The sequence below is a fragment of the Rhizobium sp. Nf11,1 genome, from assembly GCF_050587665.1.
In the GTDB taxonomy this organism is placed as follows: Bacteria; Pseudomonadota; Alphaproteobacteria; order Rhizobiales; family Rhizobiaceae; genus Rhizobium.
Genome location: NZ_JBOBHU010000001.1, coordinates 569,130 through 592,845, shown reverse-complemented (window position 1 = coordinate 592,845; position 23,716 = coordinate 569,130). Strand labels below are relative to the sequence as shown.

General features: G+C 62.2%; 23 protein-coding genes, 1 tRNA gene and 2 pseudogenes. 10 read left to right on the top strand and 16 right to left on the bottom strand.

Translation table 11 applies throughout. The annotated features are described in order from the left end of the window. Positions 1-309: pseudogene (locus tag ACQ7C1_RS02915) on the top strand (Crp/Fnr family transcriptional regulator); the annotation flags it as partial. A gap of 1,026 nt (positions 310-1,335) precedes the next feature. Here the strand turns inward: ACQ7C1_RS02915 and ACQ7C1_RS02910 are convergent. The 3 genes from ACQ7C1_RS02910 to ACQ7C1_RS02900 all read right to left on the bottom strand — a co-directional run bounded on the left by ACQ7C1_RS02910 (position 1,336) and on the right by ACQ7C1_RS02900 (position 4,157). Continuing rightward, the gene (locus ACQ7C1_RS02910) at positions 1,336-1,803 is read right to left on the bottom strand and encodes a DUF2269 family protein (RefSeq protein WP_430957238.1); all 468 of its coding nucleotides are present in this window, start codon (positions 1,801-1,803) and stop codon (positions 1,336-1,338) included. After that, positions 1,800-3,086 (bottom strand): SDR family oxidoreductase, encoded by a 1,287-nt coding sequence (locus ACQ7C1_RS02905; protein WP_430957237.1) that lies wholly within the window; start codon positions 3,084-3,086, stop codon positions 1,800-1,802. The genes ACQ7C1_RS02910 and ACQ7C1_RS02905 overlap by 4 nt, the downstream gene beginning before the upstream one ends. 324 nt (positions 3,087-3,410) lie before the next feature. Then, positions 3,411-4,157, bottom strand: a complete 747-nt coding sequence (locus tag ACQ7C1_RS02900; protein ID WP_221126907.1) for a glucose 1-dehydrogenase — start codon at positions 4,155-4,157, stop codon at positions 3,411-3,413. A gap of 107 nt (positions 4,158-4,264) precedes the next feature. Between ACQ7C1_RS02900 and ACQ7C1_RS02895 the strand changes: the two genes are divergently transcribed. The 4 genes from ACQ7C1_RS02895 (at position 4,265) to ACQ7C1_RS02880 (ending at position 8,166) form a co-directional block, all read left to right on the top strand. Next, entirely contained in the window at positions 4,265-4,609 is a 345-nt protein-coding gene (locus ACQ7C1_RS02895) for an ArsR/SmtB family transcription factor (protein WP_430957236.1), read from the top strand. A 965-nt stretch (positions 4,610-5,574) separates the two neighbouring features. Beyond that, on the top strand, positions 5,575-5,877 hold the full coding sequence (locus ACQ7C1_RS02890; RefSeq protein WP_430957235.1) for a hypothetical protein: 303 nt from the start codon (positions 5,575-5,577) through the stop codon (positions 5,875-5,877). A gap of 149 nt (positions 5,878-6,026) precedes the next feature. Next, the gene (locus ACQ7C1_RS02885; protein WP_430957234.1) at positions 6,027-6,710 is read left to right on the top strand and encodes a winged helix-turn-helix domain-containing protein; all 684 of its coding nucleotides are present in this window, start codon (positions 6,027-6,029) and stop codon (positions 6,708-6,710) included. A 58-nt stretch (positions 6,711-6,768) separates the two neighbouring features. Then, a complete protein-coding gene (locus ACQ7C1_RS02880; RefSeq protein ID WP_430957233.1) occupies positions 6,769-8,166 on the top strand; it encodes a sensor histidine kinase in 1,398 nt (465 codons plus the stop codon). On the opposite strand, the gene ACQ7C1_RS02875 is transcribed toward ACQ7C1_RS02880, so the two are convergent. The 10 genes from ACQ7C1_RS02875 to ACQ7C1_RS02830 all read right to left on the bottom strand — a co-directional run bounded on the left by ACQ7C1_RS02875 (position 8,063) and on the right by ACQ7C1_RS02830 (position 14,551). Beyond that, positions 8,063-8,959, bottom strand: a complete 897-nt coding sequence (locus ACQ7C1_RS02875; protein ID WP_430957232.1) for a glycosyltransferase family 25 protein — start codon at positions 8,957-8,959, stop codon at positions 8,063-8,065. The genes ACQ7C1_RS02880 and ACQ7C1_RS02875 overlap by 104 nt on opposite strands. A gap of 297 nt (positions 8,960-9,256) precedes the next feature. Then, positions 9,257-9,664: a GFA family protein gene (locus ACQ7C1_RS02870; RefSeq protein ID WP_430957231.1), complete on the bottom strand. Its 408-nt coding sequence runs from the start codon at positions 9,662-9,664 to the stop codon at positions 9,257-9,259. A 453-nt stretch (positions 9,665-10,117) separates the two neighbouring features. Continuing rightward, the gene (locus ACQ7C1_RS02865; protein ID WP_430957253.1) at positions 10,118-11,251 is read right to left on the bottom strand and encodes a hypothetical protein; all 1,134 of its coding nucleotides are present in this window, start codon (positions 11,249-11,251) and stop codon (positions 10,118-10,120) included. Positions 11,252-12,034: 783 nt separating this feature from the next. Further along, positions 12,035-12,628, bottom strand: coding sequence for a hypothetical protein (locus ACQ7C1_RS02860; RefSeq protein WP_138393714.1), 594 nt, complete (start codon positions 12,626-12,628; stop codon positions 12,035-12,037). 14 nt (positions 12,629-12,642) lie between these two features. Continuing rightward, entirely contained in the window at positions 12,643-12,855 is a 213-nt protein-coding gene (locus ACQ7C1_RS02855) for a response regulator transcription factor (protein WP_430957230.1), read from the bottom strand. A gap of 5 nt (positions 12,856-12,860) precedes the next feature. After that, positions 12,861-13,157, bottom strand: coding sequence for a GcrA family cell cycle regulator (locus ACQ7C1_RS02850; protein WP_285196211.1), 297 nt, complete (start codon positions 13,155-13,157; stop codon positions 12,861-12,863). After that, positions 13,154-13,552 carry a hypothetical protein gene (locus ACQ7C1_RS02845; RefSeq protein WP_430957252.1) on the bottom strand — a complete coding sequence of 133 codons (399 nt, stop codon included), beginning with the start codon at positions 13,550-13,552 and terminating at the stop codon, positions 13,154-13,156. Before ACQ7C1_RS02845 ends, ACQ7C1_RS02850 begins: the two co-directional genes overlap by 4 nt. Further along, positions 13,518-13,886: a hypothetical protein gene (locus ACQ7C1_RS02840; RefSeq protein WP_430957229.1), complete on the bottom strand. Its 369-nt coding sequence runs from the start codon at positions 13,884-13,886 to the stop codon at positions 13,518-13,520. The genes ACQ7C1_RS02845 and ACQ7C1_RS02840 overlap by 35 nt, the downstream gene beginning before the upstream one ends. A 35-nt stretch (positions 13,887-13,921) precedes the next feature. Next, on the bottom strand, positions 13,922-14,188 hold the full coding sequence (locus ACQ7C1_RS02835) for a sigma-70 family RNA polymerase sigma factor (protein WP_430957228.1): 267 nt from the start codon (positions 14,186-14,188) through the stop codon (positions 13,922-13,924). 138 nt (positions 14,189-14,326) lie between these two features. Then, complete coding sequence (locus tag ACQ7C1_RS02830; RefSeq protein ID WP_430957251.1) at positions 14,327-14,551, bottom strand: hypothetical protein; 225 nt, start codon at positions 14,549-14,551, stop codon at positions 14,327-14,329. An 83-nt stretch (positions 14,552-14,634) separates the two neighbouring features. Between ACQ7C1_RS02830 and ACQ7C1_RS02825 the strand changes: the two genes are divergently transcribed. The 3 genes and pseudogenes from ACQ7C1_RS02825 to ACQ7C1_RS02815 form a co-directional block, all read left to right on the top strand. Next, positions 14,635-15,282, top strand: coding sequence for a S24 family peptidase (locus tag ACQ7C1_RS02825; protein ID WP_085777282.1), 648 nt, complete (start codon positions 14,635-14,637; stop codon positions 15,280-15,282). A gap of 807 nt (positions 15,283-16,089) precedes the next feature. Further along, positions 16,090-16,353: a hypothetical protein gene (locus ACQ7C1_RS02820; RefSeq protein ID WP_430957227.1), complete on the top strand. Its 264-nt coding sequence runs from the start codon at positions 16,090-16,092 to the stop codon at positions 16,351-16,353. Positions 16,354-16,366: 13 nt separating this feature from the next. Then, positions 16,367-16,591, top strand: a pseudogene (locus tag ACQ7C1_RS02815) (hypothetical protein); the annotation flags it as partial. 29 nt (positions 16,592-16,620) lie between these two features. On the opposite strand, the gene ACQ7C1_RS02810 reads toward ACQ7C1_RS02815, so the two are convergent. Further along, positions 16,621-16,860 carry a DUF982 domain-containing protein gene (locus tag ACQ7C1_RS02810; RefSeq protein ID WP_430957226.1) on the bottom strand — a complete coding sequence of 80 codons (240 nt, stop codon included), beginning with the start codon at positions 16,858-16,860 and terminating at the stop codon, positions 16,621-16,623. 692 nt (positions 16,861-17,552) lie between these two features. Continuing rightward, a tRNA-Pro gene (locus tag ACQ7C1_RS02805) sits at positions 17,553-17,629 on the bottom strand. Between the two features lie 262 nt (positions 17,630-17,891). Between ACQ7C1_RS02805 and ACQ7C1_RS02800 the strand changes: the two genes are divergently transcribed. Continuing rightward, a complete protein-coding gene (locus tag ACQ7C1_RS02800) occupies positions 17,892-18,299 on the top strand; it encodes a hypothetical protein (protein WP_085777277.1) in 408 nt (135 codons plus the stop codon). A gap of 393 nt (positions 18,300-18,692) precedes the next feature. On the opposite strand, the gene ACQ7C1_RS02795 is transcribed toward ACQ7C1_RS02800, so the two are convergent. After that, complete coding sequence (locus tag ACQ7C1_RS02795) at positions 18,693-21,668, bottom strand: NAD(P)-dependent oxidoreductase (protein ID WP_430957224.1); 2,976 nt, start codon at positions 21,666-21,668, stop codon at positions 18,693-18,695. A gap of 667 nt (positions 21,669-22,335) precedes the next feature. Here ACQ7C1_RS02795 and ACQ7C1_RS02790 point away from each other — a divergent pair. Beyond that, complete coding sequence (locus ACQ7C1_RS02790; RefSeq protein ID WP_430957223.1) at positions 22,336-23,526, top strand: TCR/Tet family MFS transporter; 1,191 nt, start codon at positions 22,336-22,338, stop codon at positions 23,524-23,526. Positions 23,527-23,716: the final 190 nt, after the last annotated feature.

Genomic DNA, 23,716 nt, shown 5'->3' with positions numbered 1-23,716 from the left:
TCCCAAATCTCGATTGCCTGCGGGAAGGATACCAGGAACAAGTTGCTGCGAAGGCTTCCTGAGGAGGTTTTTGAACATATCGCATCGGACCTGAAGCGTGTTGATCTTCCAGTCCGCCGCTCGCTTGTTGAACCTAATCGACCAATTGAGCACGTTTGTTTTATCGAGAGCGGTCTGGCTTCAATGGTGGCCGTGGCTTCGAACGGAATAGGCATCGAGGTGGGTCAGATTGGATACGAGGGGATGAGCGGATATCCGGTGGTGCTCGGCGTCTATCGGATGCCAAACCGCGCTTTCATGCAGATTTAAGGGGTCGGGCTAGACTGCCCACCAGCCGCTTCCTGCCGCTCTTGCGCGACGAAGCAACTCGTCTAATGTTTCTCCGCTACGTTCACACGCGGGAGCTGCAACTGGCTTACTCGGCTTTGGCGGCGGGCCCATACAACATGCACCAGCGCCTCGCGAGATGGCTGCTCATGTGCCATGACCGTCTTCTTGTTGACGATATGCCTGTTACCCACGAGTTTTCGGCGTTGATGCTTGGCGTCAGGCTTTGCAGAGGGCCACTTCAGCATGATTCAATGCGCTCTGGGTTTGGAATACTTCGGACAGGATCATAACGCCTCACTCTCCTATGCTAAAGGGAGGGGGGAACGCGACGGTTCAATCTGGCAGGATGTCTTGAGGCGTCGGGCCGTGCGGAGCGTCGCTTGGGAGCTGACCGGTAAATTGACTCCGCACGACCCAACAGTGGACCGTAAGAGGAAGGCATTACGCGAACTGGAACTAACTGGCTTTCTCCCGCGATCCGGTGAGTCAACCTCATTGTCCCAATGTGGTTCCGGTACGATGCCGGACACAAAAAAGCCCCGCCGAAACGGGGCAAGTCTGGACAACACGGATCGCACAGGAGGAACACCCGTGCTTTCCTGTTACTTCGACGAAAGAGGGGCTGGCTAGGTTCCGTTACGGCGTTGGAGAAAGTTGAACTTAGTTCGGCATCTGGCACAGTTAGTCGCATCAACGGACGGATTTGCTGGCGAGTGCAATCTGAGCATATTTCGACGGCGTCGGCGATGACGCCAAGTTCGTCAGCGGCGGTGGCGCTGGCCCGCCGAATGGGCGGCCGGTCTAAATTTTCCGGTCGGAAGGCGGCACAGAGATCGGAGAGGCAGGCCGAGGCGGGAGATTGGTCGAAGAGCCGGAACTCCGGGGACTTTTCACCGGCTCGGTACAAATCGCAAACGAGAGTCAAACCCGAATTAAAACGGCTGGAATATTCAAGGTGCATCTCACCGCGATTGTCATAGTGAGCCTGCAACAAATGCACCCCGATTATCCAACCGGGCGGGTGATCATCAGCCAGAGAATTGCCAGCACCGCTGCGAAAGCGGGAAAGCCGAAATAAAACCAGGTCCAGAACAGCCGATGGTATCGCGCCGGCAGCGGCTCACCATTTGCAGCTGCTTCTTTCGCAATCTTGCGCATCTCCATCTGCATCCAAACGACCGGCAGCCAAAAAGCACCCGTGATGAGATAAAGAACGATCGACCAAACGAGCCAGCGCTCCCAAAGGGAATAGCCGACATACCAGGCGAGCGCTATGCCGGTGACCGGCTGAGCGATCACGGCGGTTGTGGTGAAGACGAAATCCGCAATGACCACGATCCGCGCGACGGCGGCCACGGTCGCTGCATTGCCGGTCCGATGCGCCACCAACATGAAAAAGGCGATGCCCGCGCCGGTGCCGAGGAGAACGGTGGCGCCGATGATATGCAGGAATTTCAGCACGAAATAGGTCATCGCTCCTCCAAGATTGCGAGAGCAACCAGGTGCAACACGAGGATCGGCCATATCTTTGTCAACGGGCCGAGCGGCTCATTCCATAACTCCGGCAATATCGCGGTGGCGGCCGCCGCATAGAAAAGTGACAGCAGGATAGCTGCGTAAAGACCCCACCGCGCAGTGCGGCGTATGGCGATGGCGCATCCTATCGCGATGTCCGCAAGTGCCCCGGCAATAACGGTTGGTGCCGCCAAACTAGCTGCCCCGCCCCCCATCATCAGCTTGACACCCTGCTCGAAACCCGATGTTAGCGAAATTATTCCCGTCGATATCCAGAAGATCGGCAGCAGCACAAAAGTGACGGGCTTCAGGAAGTAAAGCTTGGCAAACCAACGCTCCTGAACCGAAACCGGTCGACGTGCCAAGGCATCGTCCAACGACGACGGCCGGATACCCGTTGCGGCGATCCATTCGCTGGGATCACCGATGGCGCCGCGAACGATCTCCCTTGCGGCCGTGCTTCGAACCGGCGGCCGCCAGCCCAGCAACCCGGCAAAATCGCCGAGCCAATAGAGAAGGCTGGCGAGCGGGCGAGGCAGCAGATAGCGCTTGGCCGGACGCCAGCCAAGCCACCTGCGGTATCGCGCCACAATCTCTTCAAACTCGAGCGCCTGAGGGCCGACGATTTCGAGCGCGATTTTCGACGGGGCCGTTCTGTCGAGCAGCCGAATGACGGTTTCGGCGACGTCTTCGAGCTGCACCACCTGAAGTTTCCCGGTCGATGGCATCACTGGCAGAAACGGCAGCGCCGCAAGTCCGCGAAACAATGCACTGGAGCCGAAGGCCGCATCACCAAGGATCACGGACGGACGCAGTATTACCCAGTCGAGATCCGTCTCCATTAAGGCCATGTCGCCGGAAAGTTTCGTCCGCGAGAACGTCGATGGCTGCTGCCGATCCACTCCAATTGCCGAGAAATGAATCACACGGCGCACGCCGGATTGCTCGCATGCGCGGAACAGCGCTCCCGGTCCCTGCGCGTGGACGCCCGCCATGTTGTGGGTCACTCCGTCCTGCAATGCCCCGGCGCAATTGACGACGGCGTCCATTCCCTCGAGATGGCGCAGCCAGGCAGAGGGCGCCACTGCTTGGGCCACATCGACTTCAACCCAACTGCCGGTGCCTTCAACCGGCCGTTTTCCAGGACGCACCACACGGATGATATCATGTCCGCATGCCGCGAGCCGGGCTGAGACGGCACTGCCAACAAGTCCTGTTGCGCCGGTAACAAGGATTTTCATACGGACGACCTTCGCATTCAAAAGCCCCGAACCTGTGCGTGCAGGATTTCGTTCCAGCGCCCTTCGTGACAATGCCGGGATAACTTTTGAATTGCGTCGACCCAGCAATTCCGAGTGCTTGAGTTCCCAGATCGCGTCTGCTCGATGCGGCGAGTTGGACGGAAACGCACCGCCTCATTCTCCGTCATCCCAATGACGATGGCCACAGCCGAGGAGGCCGGCGTGGGTCCTCGGGTCAAGCCCGAGGACGACGGAGGAGCGAACCTTCTGCCGACACAGTATGCGCGCGCCTCCATAAAGGCGCACGCACCGCCATCGCAAGCCTTAGCGGAAACCGCCGCTCGCGACCAGCCGTTCGCCGGTCAACCAGCGGGCATCGTCGGAAGCGAGGAAGACGGCAACATCGGCGATATCGTCCGGCTGGCCGATGCGGCCGAGCGGCGTCTGGTCGGCCATGTTCTGTTCGAGATCGGAGCCGATGACGCCGGCCGTGTGGGTGCCCTCGGTCTCGACCATGCCCGGCAGAATGGCGTTGACGCGGATCTTGCGCGGGCCAAGCTCCTTGGCAAGCACGCTGTTGATGCCCTCGACGGCGCCCTTGGTGCCGGTGTAGACGGCAGTGGCCGGCAGCCCGATGCTGGTGACCACCGAGGAGATGTTGATGATGCTGCCGCCCTCGCCGAGATGCTTGGCCGCTGCCTGGGTGGTCAGGAGAACGCCGAGAACATTGACGTCGAACATGCGGCGATAGTGCTCCTCGGTCACCTCGCCGATCGGGGCGAATTCATAGACGCCTGAGTTGTTGACCAGCACGTCGAGCTTGCCGAATTCCTTGACCGCGGCATCGACCACGCCCTGCGCCTGTTCGGCCTTGGAAACATCGCCCTGCACCGCGATGGCCTTGCCGCCGGCCGCGCCGATCGCTTCGACCACGGCGTCGGCTCCGGCCTTGCTCGAGGCGTAATTCACCACCACTTCAGCACCTTCAGCCGCCATCGCTTTGGCAATCGCGGCGCCGATGCCCTTGGAGGCTCCCGTGACCACTGCGACCTTTCCTGTGAGCTTAGCCATTTCTTGTTCCTTCTGATCCGGATGGCCGCCGGAATTAGCGGCCTTGTTCCGTAGTTCAGAAATTCGGAACTGTTGATCTCGATGTCAAGTGGCCCTATATAAAATTCATGCGACCGATTTTTCACCCCGCCCTGGAGGACATAAAACCCGAGGCGATCCTCTATGCGCTCTCTGATCCGGAGCGCGTCGCGATCTTCGCCAAGCTCGCCGGCACCGCCTGCGGCGGCACGTGTTCAGCGCTCGCCTATCTCGGCGACCGCGTCATTCCGAAATCGTCGCTGTCGAACCATTTCAAGGTGCTGCGCGAATCCGGGCTGATCCGCAGCGAGCGCCAGGGGGTGGAGATGCGCAACCAGACCCGCTGCGCCGAGCTCGACGAGCGCTTTCCCGGGCTGGTCAGGGCGATTCTGACGGCTTATGGCCAGCTTCCCGAGCAGCTGAAGACGGGTTGACGGACCTTGAATACCTTCGATGGGTGCTGCCGGTGCAGGCCTGGGTCCTCGGGTCAAGCCCGAGGACGACGGAGGGTGGGGAGGCGATTGCGGCAAACGCAGACCCCTGGCAAAACCAAGACATCGCGCTTTCTGATCTCACCGCCAAACTTCATCACTCACCGTTAGCCGACGCGCCATCCGCTGCGAATTTGGCAGAACGTACCTTCAAACTCCGTCATCCCGGCCTTGCGCCTCAGTCCCTGAGTCTGGGATCCATGCCCGGCTGATCGAGACTTGCCGACGCGTTATAAGGCTTTGGCAGAAACTTATAACGAAGTGAAATGAGGACTTCGCAGCCTATGCAATATGGAAGTCATGTTGCCCTCCTGAAGCCATTGTGATGTCGCTGCCATTGCCGGCCAACGGCTACGCAGCCCTGCCGGCGCGGCCTAAGGCGGTTGCCATTCGTCGTCGCGCAAAAAGTTAACGAGATCGCGCACTCGGCTTGCGTCACCCCGGGGCTTTGAGCCATGGGTCCCGGTTGCGTGTGCCCCTCACCCTAACCCTCTCCCCGTAGTGACGGGGAGAGGGGACGTGCCCTGCGAAAGGTCGGCGTGGGACGGAGAGCATGCGGCATATCCCCTTCTCCCCGTCAGAACGGGGAGAAGGTGCCGGCAGGCGGATGAGGGGCAAAACGCATCGTCCGGCTTTTTTCACACCTCAGCGGACGCGACCGCGGCGCTGATGGCGTCTGCGAGTTCCCGCGCAATTTAGTTAGAACACAACCATACGTATTTGCCTTTGGTTTAAGTTCCGCTGCTAGTGATTGCGCATCGCGATCGGGTTGTGACACAGCCACCACGGGAAGGCCGCCTTTGCATGTTGCATCATTTCATTGCTAACCGATCCGCCAATTTCGGAATCATGGAGGCGGCACAGGGATGATCAGAGTTTGTTCGTTGGTCGTAGGGTGTCTGCTGGCCGTGTCCGGCGTGCTGTTCAGATCTTTCTGGTTGTCCGAATGGGGTGTCCCCAGCTTCATCTTCCTCGCGTGGCTCCTGGCCCTCGGCTTGGGGTGGGGAGCAAAGGACAAGCCGTACTCGATCCGCTTCGGGTTCATCTGCGCCAGCGGCGTCGCGCTCGTTCTTCTGGCCACGGTCTACGTCCATCGCTATTTCGGCATCGCCCTGTTGCTCGCGCTCGTTTATCTCGGCGCCAAGACGAAATTCTTTGAACGCCAGTGGGGAGCCGCTTCGACCGGCCGGACGGGCAACCAGCAGCAATGAGCCCCTAGTTGCAGGGAGGCATTGTCACACTCGAGTCGCACTTCACCGGTGGAGCAGCCTGCCCGCCCTCCCCCTTACCAATCCGTAAGTTGCCGCCCGGCCGCCCTCTCGGCTAGATCTGGCCACTCCAGGCATGTCGGGAGCGGCCGATGCGAATCCTGCTGATCGAGGACGATCTCAAGACGTCCGATTATATCGCCAAGGGCTTCTCCGAGGCCGGGCATGTCTGTGACGTCATCGGCGACGGCCGCGACGGGCTGTTTCAGGCGCAGCGCGAGGCCTATGACGTCATCGTCGTCGATCGCATGCTGCCGGGCCTCGACGGCCTGGCGATCGTGCGTTCCCTCAGGGCTGCCAAGGTCGGCACGCCGGCGCTGTTCCTGACATCGATCGGCGGCGTCGACGACCGGGTCGAGGGGCTGGAGGCGGGTGGCGACGATTATCTCACCAAACCCTTCGCCTTCTCCGAGCTTCTGGCGCGCGTCAATGCGCTCGGCCGGCGCCCGCCGGTGCAGGAGCAGCGCACGGTCTTGAAGGTTGCCGATCTCGAGCTCGATCTGATCCGGCGGGAGGCGCGGCGCGCCGGCCAGGTGATCGAGCTGCAGCCGCGCGAATTCACCCTGCTCGAGGTGCTGATGCGCGGCGAAGGCCGGGTCATCACCAAGACGATGCTCTTGGAGCGGGTCTGGGATTTCCACTTCGACCCGAAGACCAGCGTCGTCGAGACCCATATCAGCCGCCTCAGGACCAAGGTCGACAAGCCGTTCCAGGTCCAGCTCCTGCATACGATCCGCAACACCGGATACAGCCTGCATGCGCCTCGAACAGGATGATTTCAGGCCCACCGGCCTGAAAATCTCAAATCCTGTTCGCAATTTAAAGAGTAAGAGCATGATGTCGTCCGAAAACCGCGCACATTTTTCGGCATCATGCTCTAGCCTGCGCAGGAGCACGCCGTTTCGCCTGGCCGTCACCTTCGGCGTGCTCTTCGTCGTCGCCTTCGTCTTCAGCGGCGCGATCATCTATCACATGCTCAGCCTCGGCCTCGGCCGCGATGTCGACCAGTCGCTGAGCGAGATGAATTCACTGATTGTCTCGACCTATCAGCCCGGCGACACCGAAGATCTGATCAACACGCTGAACAATTATGCAAGCTTCCAGTCGACCTCCGACGGGCTCTATTCGCTGACCGATGCCGGCGGGCGCAAGCTTGCCGGCAATTTCACAGCACCCCGCATCCCGAACGGCGTCTATACCGTCACCTCCCGCGATGTCGGGCTCAAGGGACATGAACGCTACCGGATGCAGGTCTCGACGGTCGGTCCCTACAGCCTTGTGGTGGCCGAGAACTTCAACGATGCCGACGAGATGCTGCGGATCGTGCTGGTGAGCTTCGAATGGGCGGCGGCCATCGTCGTGGCGACGGCGATCGGCGGCGGCGTCTTTCTCGCCGTTCGCGCCCAGGCGAGACTGGACCGGGTCGCCAACACCATGAACGAAGTCTCCCACGGCGCGCTCGACGCCCGCATTCCGATCACCGGCAACGGCGACGATCTCGATACGGTGGCGATCCAGATCAATGCGGCGCTGGAGCGGCTGCAGCGATTGGTCGAGAGCATGCGGCAGGTGAGCGCCGATATTGCCCATGATCTGAAAACGCCGCTCAACAGGCTGCGCCTGACGCTCGATGCTGCCGCGGCCGAGAACGACCGGCAGGCGGATGTTTCGGCTCTGCTCGACGAAGCCAGAAACGAGAGCGACCGGATCAACGCCACCTTCGAGGCGCTGCTGCGCATTTCCCAGATCGAGGCCGGCGCCCGCAAAGAGCGTTTCCAGGCGACCGATCTCGACGCCGTGCTCACCGTCATCTCCGAGGTCTATGGCGATGTCGCCGAAGATGCGGGGCAGTCGTTCCGGATCGCCGGGCGCGCGCCTGCCGTCATCTGGGGCGACCGCGATCTCCTGACGCAGATGATCGCCAACCTGGTGGAGAACGCGATCACCCACTGCCCGGCCGGAACCGGCATCACGCTTTCGCTCCGCCGCGACGGCAGCCGCGCCCTTCTCTCGGTCGCCGATACCGGCCCCGGCATACCCGCCGAGGAAACGGACAAGGTCTTCCGGCGCCTCTACCGGATCGACAAGAGCCGCACGACGCCGGGAAGCGGCCTCGGCCTCAGCCTCGTCAAGGCGATCGCAGAGCTGCATTCGGCCGAGATTGCGCTGACGGACAATTATCCCGGCCTTCGCGTTTCGATCGCCTTCCCATTGATGCCGGAGAAATCCTGAGCCGCCATGCCGCGAGCCTGATGAAGCGGGCAACAAAACGGCGGATTTCGGCCGCAGCGCGAAAGGGCAGCACGCTCCACGGCCTGCGGCGGCCGAGCCGGTAGGCCGAAAGCCCCGCCTGGATCTGCGAGCAGGGATCGGCCCTTTGGCTCACCGGCAGCGGATCGACGAAGCAGGCGCGTAGCCCCTCATCGAACTCCAGGTCGAAGGCGAGATCATAGGGCAGCCGCATCGGCAGCATCGCCCCAACAATCCAGCCCGCCGCCTTGCGGTTGATCAGATAGGCGCCGGAGCCCTTCTCGCGGGTCAGCGCGATGGCGAGCGAGCGGGCGGCGGTCAGCGGCTCAACCCGGTGCTTCCGCCCGGAATTGACCGTCGAGAGCCGCAGAATGTCCCACTGCGCCTCGTGCTGGAGGGCGGCCTCGAGCAACTCGGCGAAATCATCGTCGAAGTCGAGGTCGTCTTCGAGAATGAGGGCGAATTCGGCATTGCTGCCGAGGAAGCGCCTGGCGCATACGACATGGCTGAGATAGCAGCCGATCTCGAAAAGGTTCGGCCGGCGGCCGTGCCGGCGGAGATAGGATCTCTCGTCGAAGTCGGGATGCGGCAGGCTCAGCCCCGCCCCGTCGACCGCCGCCACGCGCTCATAGGCAAGGCCGAAGCCTGACAGCAGCCGCTCCATTCGAAACCGGCGCAACGGCGCGCGGTCGAGATTGATGAGATAGGTATTCACCCGCAGGCTGACCGGATGAAAGGCCGGCATAAGGGCGGCAGGTGTGGCGCGCATATTCATGAGACTTGGCCTCGACTTGGCAATGACGACGCCAAACCTGCACTGCCAATCTCACCGGGACTTCGCCTGGATCATACATTTTCGTAAGCTGCGCCATCGCCGGCCGAGCGATGCATTCTTACGGATTGGTATTGTCCCGGCAAAAAGCCCGTAAGAATGCCGCGCTACATCTCGCTTGCTGCACGCAATGGGTCACTTCCCTTCCCGCGATCATGACGACCTCAATCACGCCTTCGATGACGACGGCGACCCATTGCGTGCCGCGCCGGAGTCAGAAACTCGCGTCGGCCGGAACCCCTAATTTCCGGCATGACGCTCGATCGAGTGGGCGAGGTCGATCCATTGAGGGCGATTGTCCCACCAATGAACGTGATCGGGCGCAGGAAAGGACGGATCGGCGAATGTGCCGGCCGCGATGACAACGGTGCCGGGGAAGTATGCGCCGGATCTGGAAAATCCGCCCCCACCACAGATCCGGCAGAAGGCTTTCATCACATCCGGCACGGCTTCGCCCTGCGGAAACCATAGGGAATAGTCTCCGGAAACGATCCGGACATCTTCCTCACGGAACCATACATTGTGGGCGAGAGCGCTACCGGATGCGCGCTGGCAGCGCGTGCACGTGCAGACGTGATTGTGCACCGGATCGCCATCGACCTCCAGGCACAGGGCGCCGCAGTTGCACTTGGCATGAAAGACTGGCATTTGGCTCATTCCCTGTTCATCTCACGGCGGAGTGCCGTTGTTCAGATCGTTCTGACGCGCCTCGCATCCAAAATACTTCGTCGGTTCGGGAACAACGGGCTTCGCCGATCGTAAGGTCTGCGGGCCGTGCGGAGGTGCTTATAACACAGCCATGCACTTCGATACTCTGTGCGGCCCACTCCGGTCAAAGCCAGGCCCGCATTCTTGCCCACTTCTGATCCGCATCGCGATTGGAGCCGCACCCGCACCCTCGGTCATCCCAGGCCTTGAGCCTGGGATCCATGCCACATCTGATGAGGCCAAACGTGAATCCTCGGGTCAAGCCCGCCGCTCACAGCCGCGATGTCTCGACGCGCAACGCGAAGGCGATCGCGCGCCGGTGAGCCCCACGACGCGACCTGTTACAGAGCGATAAAGGACGCCCCCGGCCGGCCTTTATGATATCCCCGATCCCTAGTATGGAGGGCTGAAGCCCCAGGCAGCAGGCTCGAGGTAATCACGGGGTGGCTGCATTTCATCCATACCCACCGGCCGGCGCGTCAGCGTCACTATTTTGAACCTCTCGCTGTCTCCCCAGCCAGACCAGTGGTCGTCAATCAGCGGTATGCCGTCCGAAGTCAGGCATTGTCTTAGGCCCCCATCAGCCATATTTGGTGTCCGGTCATACCATGCGCAATCTTCGCCGAGCAGCCGATCCTGCTCTCTCAAGTCGACCATCCCATAAATCTCGTCGAATCTCCTGAACTTCGGCGCGGGAATCGAGGAGGAGCGGACAGCTTCGAACATGCGCTCCCCCTTGGATGCGGAATATCGAAGCCCCTGGTCTTCAAGCTCGTTCCAGACGGTGATCAGGATCGATCCATCTCCACCGTCGCGCTGTCGGAGCCACCAGGGATAATGACGCAACAGCCTCTCTTTGGATCTGTGGCTAACGAGCTCCGCCTCGAAGTCTCCAGCATTCGGGGTGTAATCGTCGTAACGTGGCGAGGGCGCGAGCCAGGTGCCGGCTTCGAGAAGCTGCATAGGCGGTCGTACCACCGCTTCCGGCACAGGCCCGCGCCGCAGATCCGTCAGCCGCGTCTCGGACATGACCTCCCCGCTGGAGAAAAGGACTTTCGTCGCGATCTCTATTCCGTCCTCGGTCAGGCAAGTCATCCAATTGGGACGGGTCTCGTCCCTGTCCATGCGCCGGACGATCTGCCGCCAGCGACACTGCTCACCGCCGACGGTCTCGACCTCATCCGTTTCCCTGACTTTCGTGATGCCGTCATAGTCTTGACATGGTTCGACCTGCCTGACCTGAAATGACGAGATTTCACCATTCCTCCTGGTTGCCCTCAGAACCACGTTCTTGAAGAAATGTCCGTAAGAAAGGTTCGTTTCTTCGTTTCGTTGCTCTTCAACACGTGTCCAGCCGTTGTGATGGTGGACGACCCGCTGGCGGTCCCCTTTGGCACCATAGGCGTCACGCACGATCATCTTTGCGGTATAGTCGGGCACATCAGGACTGGCGAGAAACGGAACCTCGCTCGCAAAGGCGGAACCGGCCGCGATCGTGATCACTGCGAAAACAATCAATCTGTACATGATACTCCTCAGCGGGAAGGCGCACACAACCAGTGAAATTGACAGGCGCAGCGACATGTCAGCGTAGCTCAAGGTCAACTGATAGCCAGCAGGCTCAAGCCGAATGGTGGTCGACCGCACCATCGCCGCATGCCAGGCGGCGTAAACGAGACAGACTGCCCCGATCATCACCAGAATGTAGCGCATACTGCCCCTTGGAGTTCCTCATCTACTGCAATTTTTAGCTGCAGTCTCTCGTTTGTGGAACCACCAATTTTGGATGGCCGAATGGCACATCCCGGTTTGCCTGACGTAAACGCAGGCCGGTGTCGTTCCATTCGGCTTCGACCGCCACGTCCGGCGAAAACACCCGCCCCGACCTCCGTCATCCCAGGCCTTAAGCCTGGGATGCATGGCCACATCTGATGGAGCCAGCGTGGATCCTCGGGTCAAGCCCATTGCTGTCCGGTTCGGACCGCGGACTTGCCCCTCACCCTAACCCTCTCCCCGTAAACGGGGCGAGGGGACGTGCCCTGCGAGACTGCTTGGGGACGGAGCGGCTGCGGCTCAGTCCCTTCGCCCCGCGAGCGGGGAGAAGGTGGCGGCAGCCGGATGAGGGGCCGTGTTCACCGGTCTCCTGGGGATGTCGCCTGACATTGAATTTCCGCTCGTGTCTCGGTTCGAGGGAAGCGTCTGAAAGTAAAAAGAATCAACCCCATCCACCCAGTCCATATTTTAAAGCGGACAGCAGTGGGTCAAGCCCTGGAATGACGGAGGGTGGGGCATGCTCTCCGGCGGCCCCCATCACCCAGCCTTCGCCCTGCGCAGCGCGATCAAACCCCGCCGCAGCCACAGCAATTGCTGCGGCGGCATCTGGCGCAGGTGTTCGTAATCCATCACCGCGACGTTATAGACGGTGCTGCGCACCTGCGGTCCGTCCTCGCAGCGCAGAAGGACGGCCTGCAGTTCCATCATGCGGTTGCTGGCCTTGCGGGCGCGGTCGGCGAGGCTTTCGGTTACCTCGCCTTCATGGCCCTTGACGGCGAAGAGCGATTGCGCCCTGGGGCTCGGGGCCGGGATGCCGGTCGTCTTGTGGTAGCGGGCCATGACCTCGGCATAGTCGTCGCCGGCCTGGCGCTGTTCGTCTGATATCAGCCCGTCGAGGAACATGCGGCCGAGGGTATAACCGGCATAGGGGCTTCTGACCGTCTCGTCATCAACCGTCCTGCCGAAGCCGTGAATGCGCCGGCGCGCTGCCATCGCCACGCTGATATTCTCCTTCTCGGTTTCGAAGGGCTTGATCTTGCCGCAGGGGAAACGCTCGACATTGGCCTTGCGCGGCCGGCCGGCGCCCTTGTTTGCCCGCTGTATCTTCACCTTGGTGGCCTTGCCGCCCATGCTGATTATCCTTCCTATCGAATGATGCCGTTTCGCAGCGCGGCGGCGACCAGTGCGGTCTCCTTGAACACGCCGAGTTTCGCCTTGGCATTGGCAATGTGGGTGTTGACGGTGATCGGCGAGATGCCGAGGATGGTGCCGATCTCGGCGGCGGTCTTGCCTTGCGCCATCCAGCCGATGATTTCTCGCTCGCGCGGGGTCACGGCACTGGTCACGGCACTGGTCATGGCTCTCATGGCGCCGGCCCGTCGATCGTCGGCACGCGCGGCATCGTCACCTCGGCGCCCGAGAGCGTCACCCGCCGCACCCGGTCGGGATGGCTTATCGGTGCGGGCGCCGCGCCGGCGACCGCCAGCGTCTTGCGCGGGTCCTGCCTTGGCGGAAACCGGTCGCGGTTGCGATGCGCCATGTTGATGACGGTGTTCTTCTTCGAGCCGAAGAGTTCGGCGATTTGACGTGCCGACAACCCTTCCTGCCAGAGCTTCTGCGCCTTGACGATCTTGTCTTCCGTCCAGAACAAATCTCTCATCCCACTGCCTCCTGTGCGTCTCTTGCGGCCCTTGCGATGACCGGATTGTCGGGAAACATCTCAGCCAGCGCCCGCTTGGCGCTGCGGCTGCCGTTTGCCGCCTGTCTCAGAAGCCGCATCTTGTGGGCGGCGACCTTCGGCTGCGGCGGTTCGGGCGGCGCCTCGACGCGCGGGCGGCTTTGCGCTTCCATCACCGCCTGCTGCTGGCGGGCGATTTCGGCAAAGGTCGCAGCGCTCGGGGCGAAGGCGCGGTTATGATCGCGGACCCTGCCGGAGAGGAACAGCTTGGCGGCGCGCCAGACCGCCTCTGCCGGAATGCCGTCGATGGCGACGAGATAGGCGCGGATCTGCATGTCGGGATCAATGCCGGCGGAGGCCGGAAAGCCCGAAAGCATCCCCGCTATGATCGTGACCGGAGAGGAAATCTCTTGCGGCATCGACGGATGTCCTTCTGCCCGTGCTTGCATTGATCGGCCCGGCTTCCCTCGCCTTTTCATTGAAATACCAATCGGATTTGATCGCCCGCCAGCCGCGCAGGATCTGCATCTCGGCGGCCTCGACCGGGTTGCCGGTCTTCAGGTACTCCCTGACCTGGATCCTCGCCGCATAGGCCGTCAGCGGCTTTTTCAGCGTGCGGCTGCGATGCTCGATGATTGCCGCCGCCAGCTCCTGCCCCAGCACCGGGCTGAGGATCTCCATGATGTCCTTGCTCATCTCTGCCTTTTCCATGCGATTGCTTTTCCGCTCGCGACGTGTTGCCGTCGTCATACCGGGCGCCTCGGCCGCCCTCGGGCGAAGTTGACCAGGACGCCCGGCCTTAAAGCGCGGCCGGGAAAGCGCCTGACATCGCGGCCGTCATGATCCTGCTGGGCGGTGTCGCCCTTCTCGGCGCTGCGAAGACGGTGGATCTCGCTTTCCACCGCAGGCACCGGCACGCCGAGGATGGCTGCGATTTCGATATAATCCCGGCCGGAGCGGAAGAGCTCGAGGGCGTTCATGTGAGCGGCTTGATGCGCCGGGGCAGTGCTCATTCGTTTGATCTCTTTTCCATACGATCCGCGGCCGGGCCCTTCCCGCAAAGCGGGCGCCGGCGAGATTGTTTGTCTCAAATCTTGTGGAAGGTGCCGGCGTCGCCGAGGGAGCGCGGCGACGCCAGCTGCCGATAGCCTTCAGGGAGGAGTGAGGCTGCCGGAATTGCTGATCGGCCGAGAGCCGGGCAAGACCGGCGTCTGCCGCATCTCTTCGGGCTCGGTCTGCCGGCCGCAATTCTCGCAATGGCGCTCGATCACCTCGGCGATCGACAGCGCCCTGCCGCAGCGCGGGCAGCCGGTGTAACGGGCATTGGCAAAGCCCGAAAGCCGGGGCCGGTTGTTGATGATATTGGTGCTTGTCATGGGCATAAGGGTACGTAAAATACCTCGCACGTCAAGCGATTTAGGGGATTACATGTACCTTTTTTTAGGGTATTATTTATATCATGTTGAAAGATCAGGAACAATTTGAGCGCGAAGAACGCGCAAAGCGTCTGGTCATGGCCAGGAAGAACGCGGGCTTTGCCGGGCCGAAGGCGATCGTCGATCGTTTCGGCTGGAACGCCAATGTTTACAAGGCGCACGAGTCGGGCCGGAACGGCTTCGGCATCGCCGACGCGAAGAAATATGCCAAGGCGTTCAGGGTCAATCTCAACTGGCTGCAGTTCGGAACCGGCGATGCGCTCGATCCGGAGGAGCGGCCGGTTTCCGTCGCAGACGTGCCGAAGATCTCCTGGGTCAGCGCCGGCCAGCTGACCGAGCAGGCGCCGATCACCGACTTCTCGGAATTCCCGACCGTCGCCGCGCTCGATCTGCCCGACGGCGACTGGATCGCGCTCGAGGTCGAGGGCAATTCGATGAACAAGATCTCGCCGCCAGGCTCGATCATTTTCGTCAACCGCCGCGACAAGCGCCTGGCGCCGAACGCGCTTTACGTCGTCGCCGACGAGACGGGGGCCGCGACCTACAAGCGCTACCGCCCGAACGACAATCCGCCCTTCCAGCCCGCCTCCTACGAGGACGTGCCGCCACCGGAATTCCACGGCGCCGTCACCATCGTCGGCCGTGTCCGGCGGTCGGTGATCGAGATGTGAGAGCAAGGCTCTTCAAAAAAATATAAATCTAATCTGTGACTTAACGCTTACCGTTCCAGCAAAATTCAAACGACTTCCCAAAAAGATTCAAGATCATCCGCCCGTCCTCACGAGCCGGCAGGATCTGGTTCCAAATCGCGACACTTGCCGTGCTGATCACCGCTTTCGGCGCCACGCAGGCGATCCTGCTTTGAGGTGAACCCCTCACAACGAAGACGGCTCTCAAGACCGAAGCCCGCTCTACCCGGGCTCCAATCCCCCCGCGCAAGGTGCCTGCAGCGACCTCGCTGCACTGACGCGCCTGCAAACAACCGCTTCGAGCGCAGGCGTCCAATCTGAAGGCCGCGACGCGCCGCAGAGCGGAGCATCGCCCGCCCCGCGCGCCTGCGATATCCTGATCTCTCTCACTCCCTCTCTCCTCTATCTCCTTCCTGTTCCTGAAGGCTGGTGAGGGAGGGTTCCGGCCAAAGCTTCCCCCTACCCCATGAGCAAGGCCCATGAAGCCGGGAGAGCATTGGCCATGTCCTGAAGGCCGGAGCCGGGATGGGACACGTGCCAGAGGGGCCATTCGCTTCGCCCTCGTCCTGATTTTCTGACAGCGCACTTAAGGACTTTCGCTTCCCGCGCCGCTGGGCTTCGTCAGCTCGGGAGTTGCACCCGGTCGCCCAATCATCTGGTCGAGACTACGCCTACGATTCGTACCTCGTCAATCTTTAAGGTATTTTTTATACCTTTTCGATTGACGATTTGGGGTATGTTATGTACCTTTTCCGATATGCCGACCGGCCGGCACGAGAGGGCAGAGCAATGCAGCATATCCGCAGGATCGAGACCGAGCAGAGCCGGCGGGACACCCGCTGGAATGCGGTGCGAGGGCTCGACGACTGCGATGCCTATATGGCCAACGAGGCCCAGCGCATGGGCGCCCTCGGCTTTGCCTATCTCGGCCGCCCCGAACATTCGGTGCGCGGCCCGTCATGGCTGCGCGGCGCCACGGCCAGCGTCGAGGCGCATTACCGCTATGCCCGCGAGATCATGGGCATCACCGATCGCGATCAGCTCTATGCCTGAGGGAGAAACCGACATGTCCGCCGATTGCAGCGTCAAAGCCTTTTCCGGCTGCGCCTGCCTGCCCGGCCAATGCGGAGAGAAGCCCATTATCCCGGCACCGGTCACCTTCGTCTCCTGGCGGCTCCAGGCAATCACCTGCATCGCCTTCGGCTTTCTGACGGCGATCGTCTCGTCCGCCTGGATGCAGCCGCAACTCAAGAATCCCGACCTCGATAATCGGAAGCAAGCATCATGGAAGCAAGCGAATGGTTTTCGAAGCGCCGCCAGTCAGGAGCTGAACTTGATGTCGCTTGCCCTGGCCGCGGTGATGAATGCCCGCCGCACCTGCTCGGGCTCAGCGACATCGTTGAACACATCGAGCACCAGCAGCTCGGCGGCCTTGGCCGCCGGCGTCTGCTCCGGCCAGTCGTTCAGCAAGGCATTGCCGGCCTGAACGACGTTGTAAACGGTCCTGGTCTTGCCGTTGATGGTGATCTTCACCGGCTTGAAGCTTCGTCGCCTGCTCATGATGCAGCCCCTCACGCGGAACACGCGACTCAACGAGCGGCGGTCGGACTCGTTCCGGTTGCGATGACTATCTCACATGTAATAGTCGCCGAGCGAATCAACTTGCCGGCAGCCGGACGTTCGAGAGCCTGAAAAAGGTGGCGACCGGTTTTTGGGTCGACCGCCTAACGCACGGGAGACGGGGGTTTTAGAAAATCTCGTTGGAGAGCCCCCTCTGAATACATATCAGTCTCGAGTTGTAGATAATTTGCTCCTCGGAAAATAAACCTACAATCTTACGGCTACTCATCTCTATATAGCCGCTAGGCTAGCATTCACGATAGTATTAATCATTGCAATAAATATTGATTTGTGTAAAGTAACTGCACAGCGCCCAGACGCGCAATGCCTAAGGAAACACCCCCCTTTCTTAATCCCCGCTTTTCGCGGGGCTTTCTTTATCAAGTTGAATCTCCGGAGGCGGTTGGACCTTTTCCGGGTTTTTCCTTGGAGCGCGGAGTGCTGTTACCGCGGCAGCTCCGCCTTTCCATCACGCACATTGGCTCCGCGAAATCATGACCACGGAAGAGATCAAACGGTGTTATGCGCATGCAAGCGCGGAGTTTGTACAGCAGGCAGCAAACGCTTTCTAAGCGCTCCGCATGATCACTCGATCCGAAAATGAAAAACCCCGCCGTGGCGGGGTTTCTAGCTGGTCGGAGTGGAGTGATTCGAACACTCGACCCCCACGTCCCGAACGTGGTGCGCTACCAGACTGCGCTACACTCCGTGACCAGCGGCGCTTCTATAGAACAGCCTATCTGGTTGCACAAGCGCCAAATTTCAAAAAGGCGAGGGATTTTTTGACCGGTTGATGACAGAGGCCGGAATGGGCCGCTGCTGCAAAAAGACACACTCTGAGCAAATCGAACGGAAGTGCAAAAGGGGCAATTTTCTTTTGCCGGGTTCCGCGCTAAAGGGCTCGGCGGGACAGGCGAAACCGTCGCGACGGCGGCTTCGCGGCCATTGCGCTAGAGATCAGGGACGACACGATGAAACTCCGCACCATTACCGCGGCCGGGCTTGCAATTGCGCTTGCCGGATGCACGACCATTCCTTCCGCCGGCAATCCGATCGAGGCCCGCTGGGTCGGCAAATCGGCCGGCGTCTTCTTTGCCGCCTACGGGCCTCCGATCAGCGATCGCGAGGAAGGTGCGAGCACCATCTACACCTGGCGCGGCGGCTACAAGACCGTGCGCATTCCGGCGAAATATGCCGAGGGCGCCGACGGCAAGCGCGGCAAGCAGATCGCCGCCGCCCGCACCGCCTATCTGCGCTGCCAGGCCGAAATCACCACCAATTCCGACTACACGATCCGCGACATCCGCACCGTCGCCGACATTCCCGGCGTTAACGGCCCGTCCTATTGCGCCGAGTTCCTGGCGCCCGAACAGAAATAAGGACGGTTCGTCCGGCATATGGAGACAGGCGGCAAGGGTGCCGCCTGTGACCGCCCGTAACGCGTGGATACCCCCCTCTGCCCTGCCGGGCATCTCCCCCACAAGGGGGGAGATCGGCTGGGCTTTAGGGTTTCCGCAAACAATTTCCGTTTACAACGCCGCTCGTCTTTTCAGACGAATCTGCGCATCGCTCAGCGAGGGACGAAGTCTTCGCCTCCTGCCAATCTCCCCCCCGTGTGGGGGAGATGCCCGGCAGGGCAGAGGGGGGTTCCACAGGATGCGACGCCCACGTCTGCCACGCGCCGCGTGATCTCGATAATCGCGATCGTCTTGCCGCGTCCCGTCATTCCGATAACGACAGGAGACCATCGCCGCCCGCCGCGCCGCTCCTAATCACCCCTCCGCCGGCCCGTAGAGGCCGAGTTCATCGAGAAGCGCCCGCTGCCGGTCGGCATTTTCGACCAGGAGGCCCGTGTAGCGTTCGACGATCCGCGCGCGGTGATCCGGGTCGGATACGGCCGCGAGCGCGCCTGTGATTGCGGCGATCTTTTCCGAGGTCTGGCGCAGCTCTTGCAGAAGCTCGGCCTTGCCGCCGGCCTCGGCGACCACCTGCTTCGTCACCTTGCCGATGCCGGCGGGCGTGCGGCTGCCGGCGGAGACGTAACCCTCCGGCAGGTCGCCCTTCAGATTGACGACCGACTTGAAGCGGATGACGTCGAAGATCTGGTCGACCGCCTGCTTGGCGCCGGTCACCCGTGAGGGATGGTCGGTGTCGGCGGCGGCATGCGGCAGGAGCTCGAGCTTGCCCTTGTGACGCTGTTCGAGCGGCAGGTAGGGCAGCATAGGGCCGCTGAGCGTACCGGTTGCGGCGTCCCTGAAGAGGTCGGCGTCGATTGCCGCATGGGCGATCTTGCCCGACGACAGGGCTGCATCGAGCGCATTGGCATCGACGACTTCGCCGCGGTCGTAATTGACCAGCACGGCACCGTCCTTCATCGCGCCGAGCACCTTCGCATCGACGGTGCCGGCATTCGAATAGAGGCCGGTCGATGTATCGAGGCGGCCGAGGCCGATATGAACGGAGAGCACATCGGCGCCGCTTGCCGCTTCGACCGAGCTTGCGGCATAGGTAAAGCCCTCCGCCTCGATCCAGCGCCGGTGATGTTCGCGGGCGTAAATCGCCACTTTCATGCCGAAGGCCTTGGCGAGCTTGGCGACTTCGCGGCCGATATTGCCGTAGCCGAGAACGGCAAGCTTCCGGCCCTCGAGCTTTGCCGTCGGGAAATCCTTGAGCTGGCGGCCGGTGTCGAAATCGCCGCCGGCGACCATCCGGTGCAATCTATCGACCGGCAGGTCGGGAACGACCTTCAGGATCGCCTTCACGGCCATCTGGGCGGTCGCCCGGCTGTTGATCCCCGGCGTGTTCATCAGGGCCGCAGTGCCGCCCTCGCCATTGCCGCCGCCCCAGGAAGCCGAGCCCATATTGCCGGTGCCCGCACCAATGCGCACGCCGCCGAGCGGGAAGACCGAGGCCTTGGGAATGAAGGTCGCCGCGGCGATCAGCGCGTCGTACTGGCCCTTGTCGGTCTGCGGCAGGATCTCCGCCTCGGTGCTGAGGTTCGGCTGATAGAAGAAGTGGATGCGGCCCTTTTCGAGGCCGGCGCGATCACCGAGCGGACCGAGATGGAAGACGCCACCCTTCTCCTCGATATAGGCCTTGACCTCGCTGTAATCAGGCTCGCCGTCGGCGCCGAAACGCAGGCCCACCAGGTCGGCGATCAGCACCGTGTAAGCGCGGTTCGGATCGTCCATGCGCAGGGCGCCTTCGGCTTTGACCGGCGCCTCGAAGGTCACGCCGTGCTTTTCCAGCTCCTCCTCGAGAACGACGATCTTGGCTCTGAGATAGGCATATTGCAGATTTTCCAGCAGTGCCACGACATCGTCCGGCTCGCGGATGCCGCCGACCCAGGCGCGGTAATCGCCCGGCGTGCCCGGGAAGGCGTTGACGTAGCGGGCCGCGTCGAGGCCGGGCTCGTATTCGCCGTTCGGATGGGTGATGCCCTCATAACCGAGCAGCTGCTTGGACCGGGCGATGATCCGGGCGTGGATGCCGGCGTCGGTGATGCCGTCGTCCTCGACCCTCAGCAGCGTCACCGCAGCACCGCGGCGATCGGCATCGGTGACGGTCAATGACAGCAGCGGGTGCGACTTGACCCATTCGTCGATCACGGCGCGGTTGGCGGCGGAGCGGCGGTTGAGATCGACGACGGAGCCGACCCGGGCCTCAGACTGCAGCAGGCCGAAGGTGGTCTCGGCAAAGGCGAGCGCGCTGTAGGTGTTGATGACGCCGCCGAGCATGCGGTCCTCGGCCGGATCGTAGAACGGGCCGGCATCGACCGAGCGTTTGGCCGAAAACGGCTGCCGGGGATCGATCGGCGGCGCGATCTTCAGCTGCCGCGGGATCGCCCAGGCGGGATCCTGCTGGTTCCTCTCGATCAGCGCCAGGGCATGCGGGGTGAAGGAGGCGACGAAATAGCCCGAGATGCCGCCGATCGCCTTCTGGAACGGCATGAACAGGCAGCATTTCGCCATCACGGCGCTGACCAGTTCCGGCTCCCACGGCATGGCCCCGAGCATCGAGGTGGCGTCGAACACCGCATGGCGGTTGGCCGGGTCGCCGTCGAGCCAGCTCAAGAGTTCGCGGATCTCGCGGCTGGTATAGGCGTTCGCCCCCGTCGTCTCGTGGCCGACGCCGACGAAGATCGAAACGCCGAGGTCGGCAAGTTCGGCCGCCGTCGGGATCACGCCTTCGGAGGCGGCGAAATGAATGCGGCTCTCGCAGCCCTTTTCGGCGAAGCGCTGCATCTCGATCAGCTGTGTGGCCCAGGACTGGCGGAAGAAGCCGGCGGCCTTGGAAGGATCGCTCTCCGGCTGAGGCGTGTCGACATAGACGCGCTGGCCGGCGTCATTGGCATTCATCAGGTGCTGGATGCAGACGGTGAAGCCGCTATGGCCGCCGCCGAGCCCGACCGCCATGCGGTTGACCTTCGGAAAGCCGAAATAGCGATGGATCGCCCGCATCATGTCGGTCAGGATCTTATCGGCCGGGTAGCCGCGATGCATGCTGCGGGAAATCTCGGCCGTGGTGAAGCCGCCGATATCGTTGCCCCTGTCGTCGAACTTGCGATAGGTCTTTTCGATCCAGGCGTCGAAGGCGATGCGCCGCAGGCGGCTGTCGACCTCGTCGGTCGTCGCGTCGGTGATCGGCCCGACGCCGAAAAAGGGGTTGGACGGCAGTTTCGGCGCACCCGAGGCGGTCTGTCGAAGGGCGCTCAATCGCTGTTCCTGCATCTGCGCAATTTCTGTCATTGCCTGCCTGCCTGTTTCCGGAGCTGAAGTTGCCTTCATGGTGAAGCGAGTGCTCCGGCTCGACAACCTCATATGCGCCGAACAACAGGCGAATCGCGTCATTGGGGTTGCTGCGGTGATGTTCGCGCGTTTGGCGGCTGGCGAGACGCTCCGATGCCAGCCCCTCATCCGCCTGCCGGCACCTTCTCCCCGTTCTGACGGGGAGAAGGGGATATGCCGCACGCCCTCCGTTCCCACCAACCTCTCGCAGGGCACGTCCCCTCTCCCCGTTTTACGGGGAGAGGGTTAGGGTGAGGGGCAACTCTCTGCTCGGATCCGAGGTCTATTGCCCGTCGACATCGCAACCCGCAGTCGCTCACCTCACTCACAAAACAGACTTGCCGCACGCAACCATCCAGCGTATGTCTTTGCCGTCGCGAAAAGCGACTGCCTCCCTTGATCCGCTCAGTGGCGGAGTAAACAGGTGGACGAATGGGTCGTCTAGGCGGTCGAGCACACGCCGGCCATGCGTTTCAGCCATGGTTCGGCCAGCACTCCCTGAAACCAGCGCCTGACGAGATCAGGCCTCATCGTGAGCACTCGGCGTCGCGACGCAATTCCGTGATTTGAACGAAATCAGGGAAGCGCTGGCGAGCCTCCCGGCTTGCGTCGACCGTGGAACGCACCCATGACCAGACCCCTCATCGTCATCTTCACCGCCATTGTCCTCGATGCCGTCGGCATCGGCCTCATCTTCCCCATCCTGCCGCAGCTCTTGCAGGAGATCACCCACAGCGGCGACGTCGCCCCCACTATCGGCGCAATGACCGCCCTTTACGCCGTTATGCAGTTCATTTTCGCGCCGGTGCTCGGGGCGCTGAGCGACCGGCTCGGCCGGCGGCCCGTGCTGCTGATTTCGCTTGCCGGTGCAGCCGTCAACTACCTGTTCCTGGCGCTCGCGCCCAACCTGCTGCTGCTCTTCATCGGCCGGGCGATCGCCGGGCTGACGAGCGCCAACGTCTCGGTGGCCACCGCCTATATCACCGACATCTCGCCGGAGGAGAAACGCGCCCGCCGGTTCGGCCTGTTCAACGCCATGTTCGGCCTCGGCTTCATCATCGGCCCGGTCCTCGGCGGCGTGCTCGGCGATCATTGGCTGCGGCTGCCCTTCATCGCAGCCGCCGCGCTCAACGGCGCCAACCTGCTGCTCGCCTTCTTCGTTCTGCCGGAATCGCGGCCTGGCAGCCGCGAGAGGATCGACCTTGCCGCGCTCAATCCGCTGAAGCCGCTGCGGTCAGTGCTGGAGATCAAGAGCCTGCTGCCCGTCATCATCCTCTTCTTCCTCTTCAGCGCCACCGGCGAGGCCTACGGCACCTGCTGGGCGCTCTGGGGCAGCGACGCGTTCCACTGGAACGGGCTAGCGATCGGCCTGTCGCTCGGCGCCTTCGGCCTCTGCCAGGCGCTGGCCCAGGCCTTCCTGCCGGGACCGGCGGTCCGGCTGCTCGGCGAACGCGGGGCGATCCTGACCGGCGTCGCTGGCGTCTCCATCGCGCTCGCCGTCATGGCCTTTGCCGACCGGAGCTGGATGATCTTCGCCATCATGCCGGTCTTCACGCTCGGCGGCATCGGCGTGCCGGCGCTGCAGTCGCTGGCGACCCGGCAGGTCGATGAAAACAGCCAAGGCCAGTTCCAGGGCGTGCTCGCCTCGGCCGTGAGCCTTGCCTCGATCGTCGCGCCGCTTGGCTTTTCCAGCCTCTACTTCCTCGTCCGGCAGCAATGGCCGGGCGCCATCTGGCTCTCGGTCGTCGTCGTCTATGCGCTCGCCGTGCCGCTCATTCTCAGTCTCGGGCTGAGGAAGCCGGCGGCTGCGGCGGGCTGACATGGGCTCCCCCTTCGGGTCAAAGCCCTAAGACGGGAATGCCGGAGGTTGTGGTGACGCTTCTTAGCCTGCGTGGCGGCACGGAGCACCCCCCTCTGTCCTGCCGGACATCTCCCCCACAAGGGGGGAGATTGGCAAGAGGCAAACACTTCGCCCTCTCTGTCGATATACGGATGCAAGCGATTTTGTT

Excerpts from the sequence above, each read along its gene's own strand:
- ACQ7C1_RS02910 (WP_430957238.1), bottom strand. The coding sequence starts at position 1,803 with ATGACCTATTTCGTGCTGAAATTCCTGCATATCATCGGCGCCACCGTT.
- ACQ7C1_RS02905 (WP_430957237.1), bottom strand. The coding sequence starts at position 3,086 with ATGAAAATCCTTGTTACCGGCGCAACAGGACTTGTTGGCAGTGCCGTC.
- ACQ7C1_RS02900 (WP_221126907.1), bottom strand. The coding sequence starts at position 4,157 with ATGGCTAAGCTCACAGGAAAGGTCGCAGTGGTCACGGGAGCCTCCAAG.
- ACQ7C1_RS02895 (WP_430957236.1), top strand. The coding sequence starts at position 4,265 with ATGCGACCGATTTTTCACCCCGCCCTGGAGGACATAAAACCCGAGGCG.
- ACQ7C1_RS02885 (WP_430957234.1), top strand. The coding sequence starts at position 6,027 with ATGCGAATCCTGCTGATCGAGGACGATCTCAAGACGTCCGATTATATC.
- ACQ7C1_RS02880 (WP_430957233.1), top strand. The coding sequence starts at position 6,769 with ATGATGTCGTCCGAAAACCGCGCACATTTTTCGGCATCATGCTCTAGC.
- ACQ7C1_RS02875 (WP_430957232.1), bottom strand. The coding sequence starts at position 8,959 with ATGAATATGCGCGCCACACCTGCCGCCCTTATGCCGGCCTTTCATCCG.
- ACQ7C1_RS02870 (WP_430957231.1), bottom strand. The coding sequence starts at position 9,664 with ATGCCAGTCTTTCATGCCAAGTGCAACTGCGGCGCCCTGTGCCTGGAG.
- ACQ7C1_RS02865 (WP_430957253.1), bottom strand. The coding sequence starts at position 11,251 with ATGTACAGATTGATTGTTTTCGCAGTGATCACGATCGCGGCCGGTTCC.
- ACQ7C1_RS02860 (WP_138393714.1), bottom strand. The coding sequence starts at position 12,628 with ATGGGCGGCAAGGCCACCAAGGTGAAGATACAGCGGGCAAACAAGGGC.
- ACQ7C1_RS02855 (WP_430957230.1), bottom strand. The coding sequence starts at position 12,855 with ATGACCAGTGCCGTGACCAGTGCCGTGACCCCGCGCGAGCGAGAAATC.
- ACQ7C1_RS02850 (WP_285196211.1), bottom strand. The coding sequence starts at position 13,157 with ATGAGAGATTTGTTCTGGACGGAAGACAAGATCGTCAAGGCGCAGAAG.
- ACQ7C1_RS02845 (WP_430957252.1), bottom strand. The coding sequence starts at position 13,552 with ATGCTTTCGGGCTTTCCGGCCTCCGCCGGCATTGATCCCGACATGCAG.
- ACQ7C1_RS02840 (WP_430957229.1), bottom strand. The coding sequence starts at position 13,886 with ATGGAAAAGGCAGAGATGAGCAAGGACATCATGGAGATCCTCAGCCCG.
- ACQ7C1_RS02835 (WP_430957228.1), bottom strand. The coding sequence starts at position 14,188 with ATGAGCACTGCCCCGGCGCATCAAGCCGCTCACATGAACGCCCTCGAG.
- ACQ7C1_RS02830 (WP_430957251.1), bottom strand. The coding sequence starts at position 14,551 with ATGACAAGCACCAATATCATCAACAACCGGCCCCGGCTTTCGGGCTTT.
- ACQ7C1_RS02825 (WP_085777282.1), top strand. The coding sequence starts at position 14,635 with ATGTTGAAAGATCAGGAACAATTTGAGCGCGAAGAACGCGCAAAGCGT.
- ACQ7C1_RS02820 (WP_430957227.1), top strand. The coding sequence starts at position 16,090 with ATGCAGCATATCCGCAGGATCGAGACCGAGCAGAGCCGGCGGGACACC.
- ACQ7C1_RS02810 (WP_430957226.1), bottom strand. The coding sequence starts at position 16,860 with ATGAGCAGGCGACGAAGCTTCAAGCCGGTGAAGATCACCATCAACGGC.
- ACQ7C1_RS02800 (WP_085777277.1), top strand. The coding sequence starts at position 17,892 with ATGAAACTCCGCACCATTACCGCGGCCGGGCTTGCAATTGCGCTTGCC.
- ACQ7C1_RS02795 (WP_430957224.1), bottom strand. The coding sequence starts at position 21,668 with ATGACAGAAATTGCGCAGATGCAGGAACAGCGATTGAGCGCCCTTCGA.
- ACQ7C1_RS02790 (WP_430957223.1), top strand. The coding sequence starts at position 22,336 with ATGACCAGACCCCTCATCGTCATCTTCACCGCCATTGTCCTCGATGCC.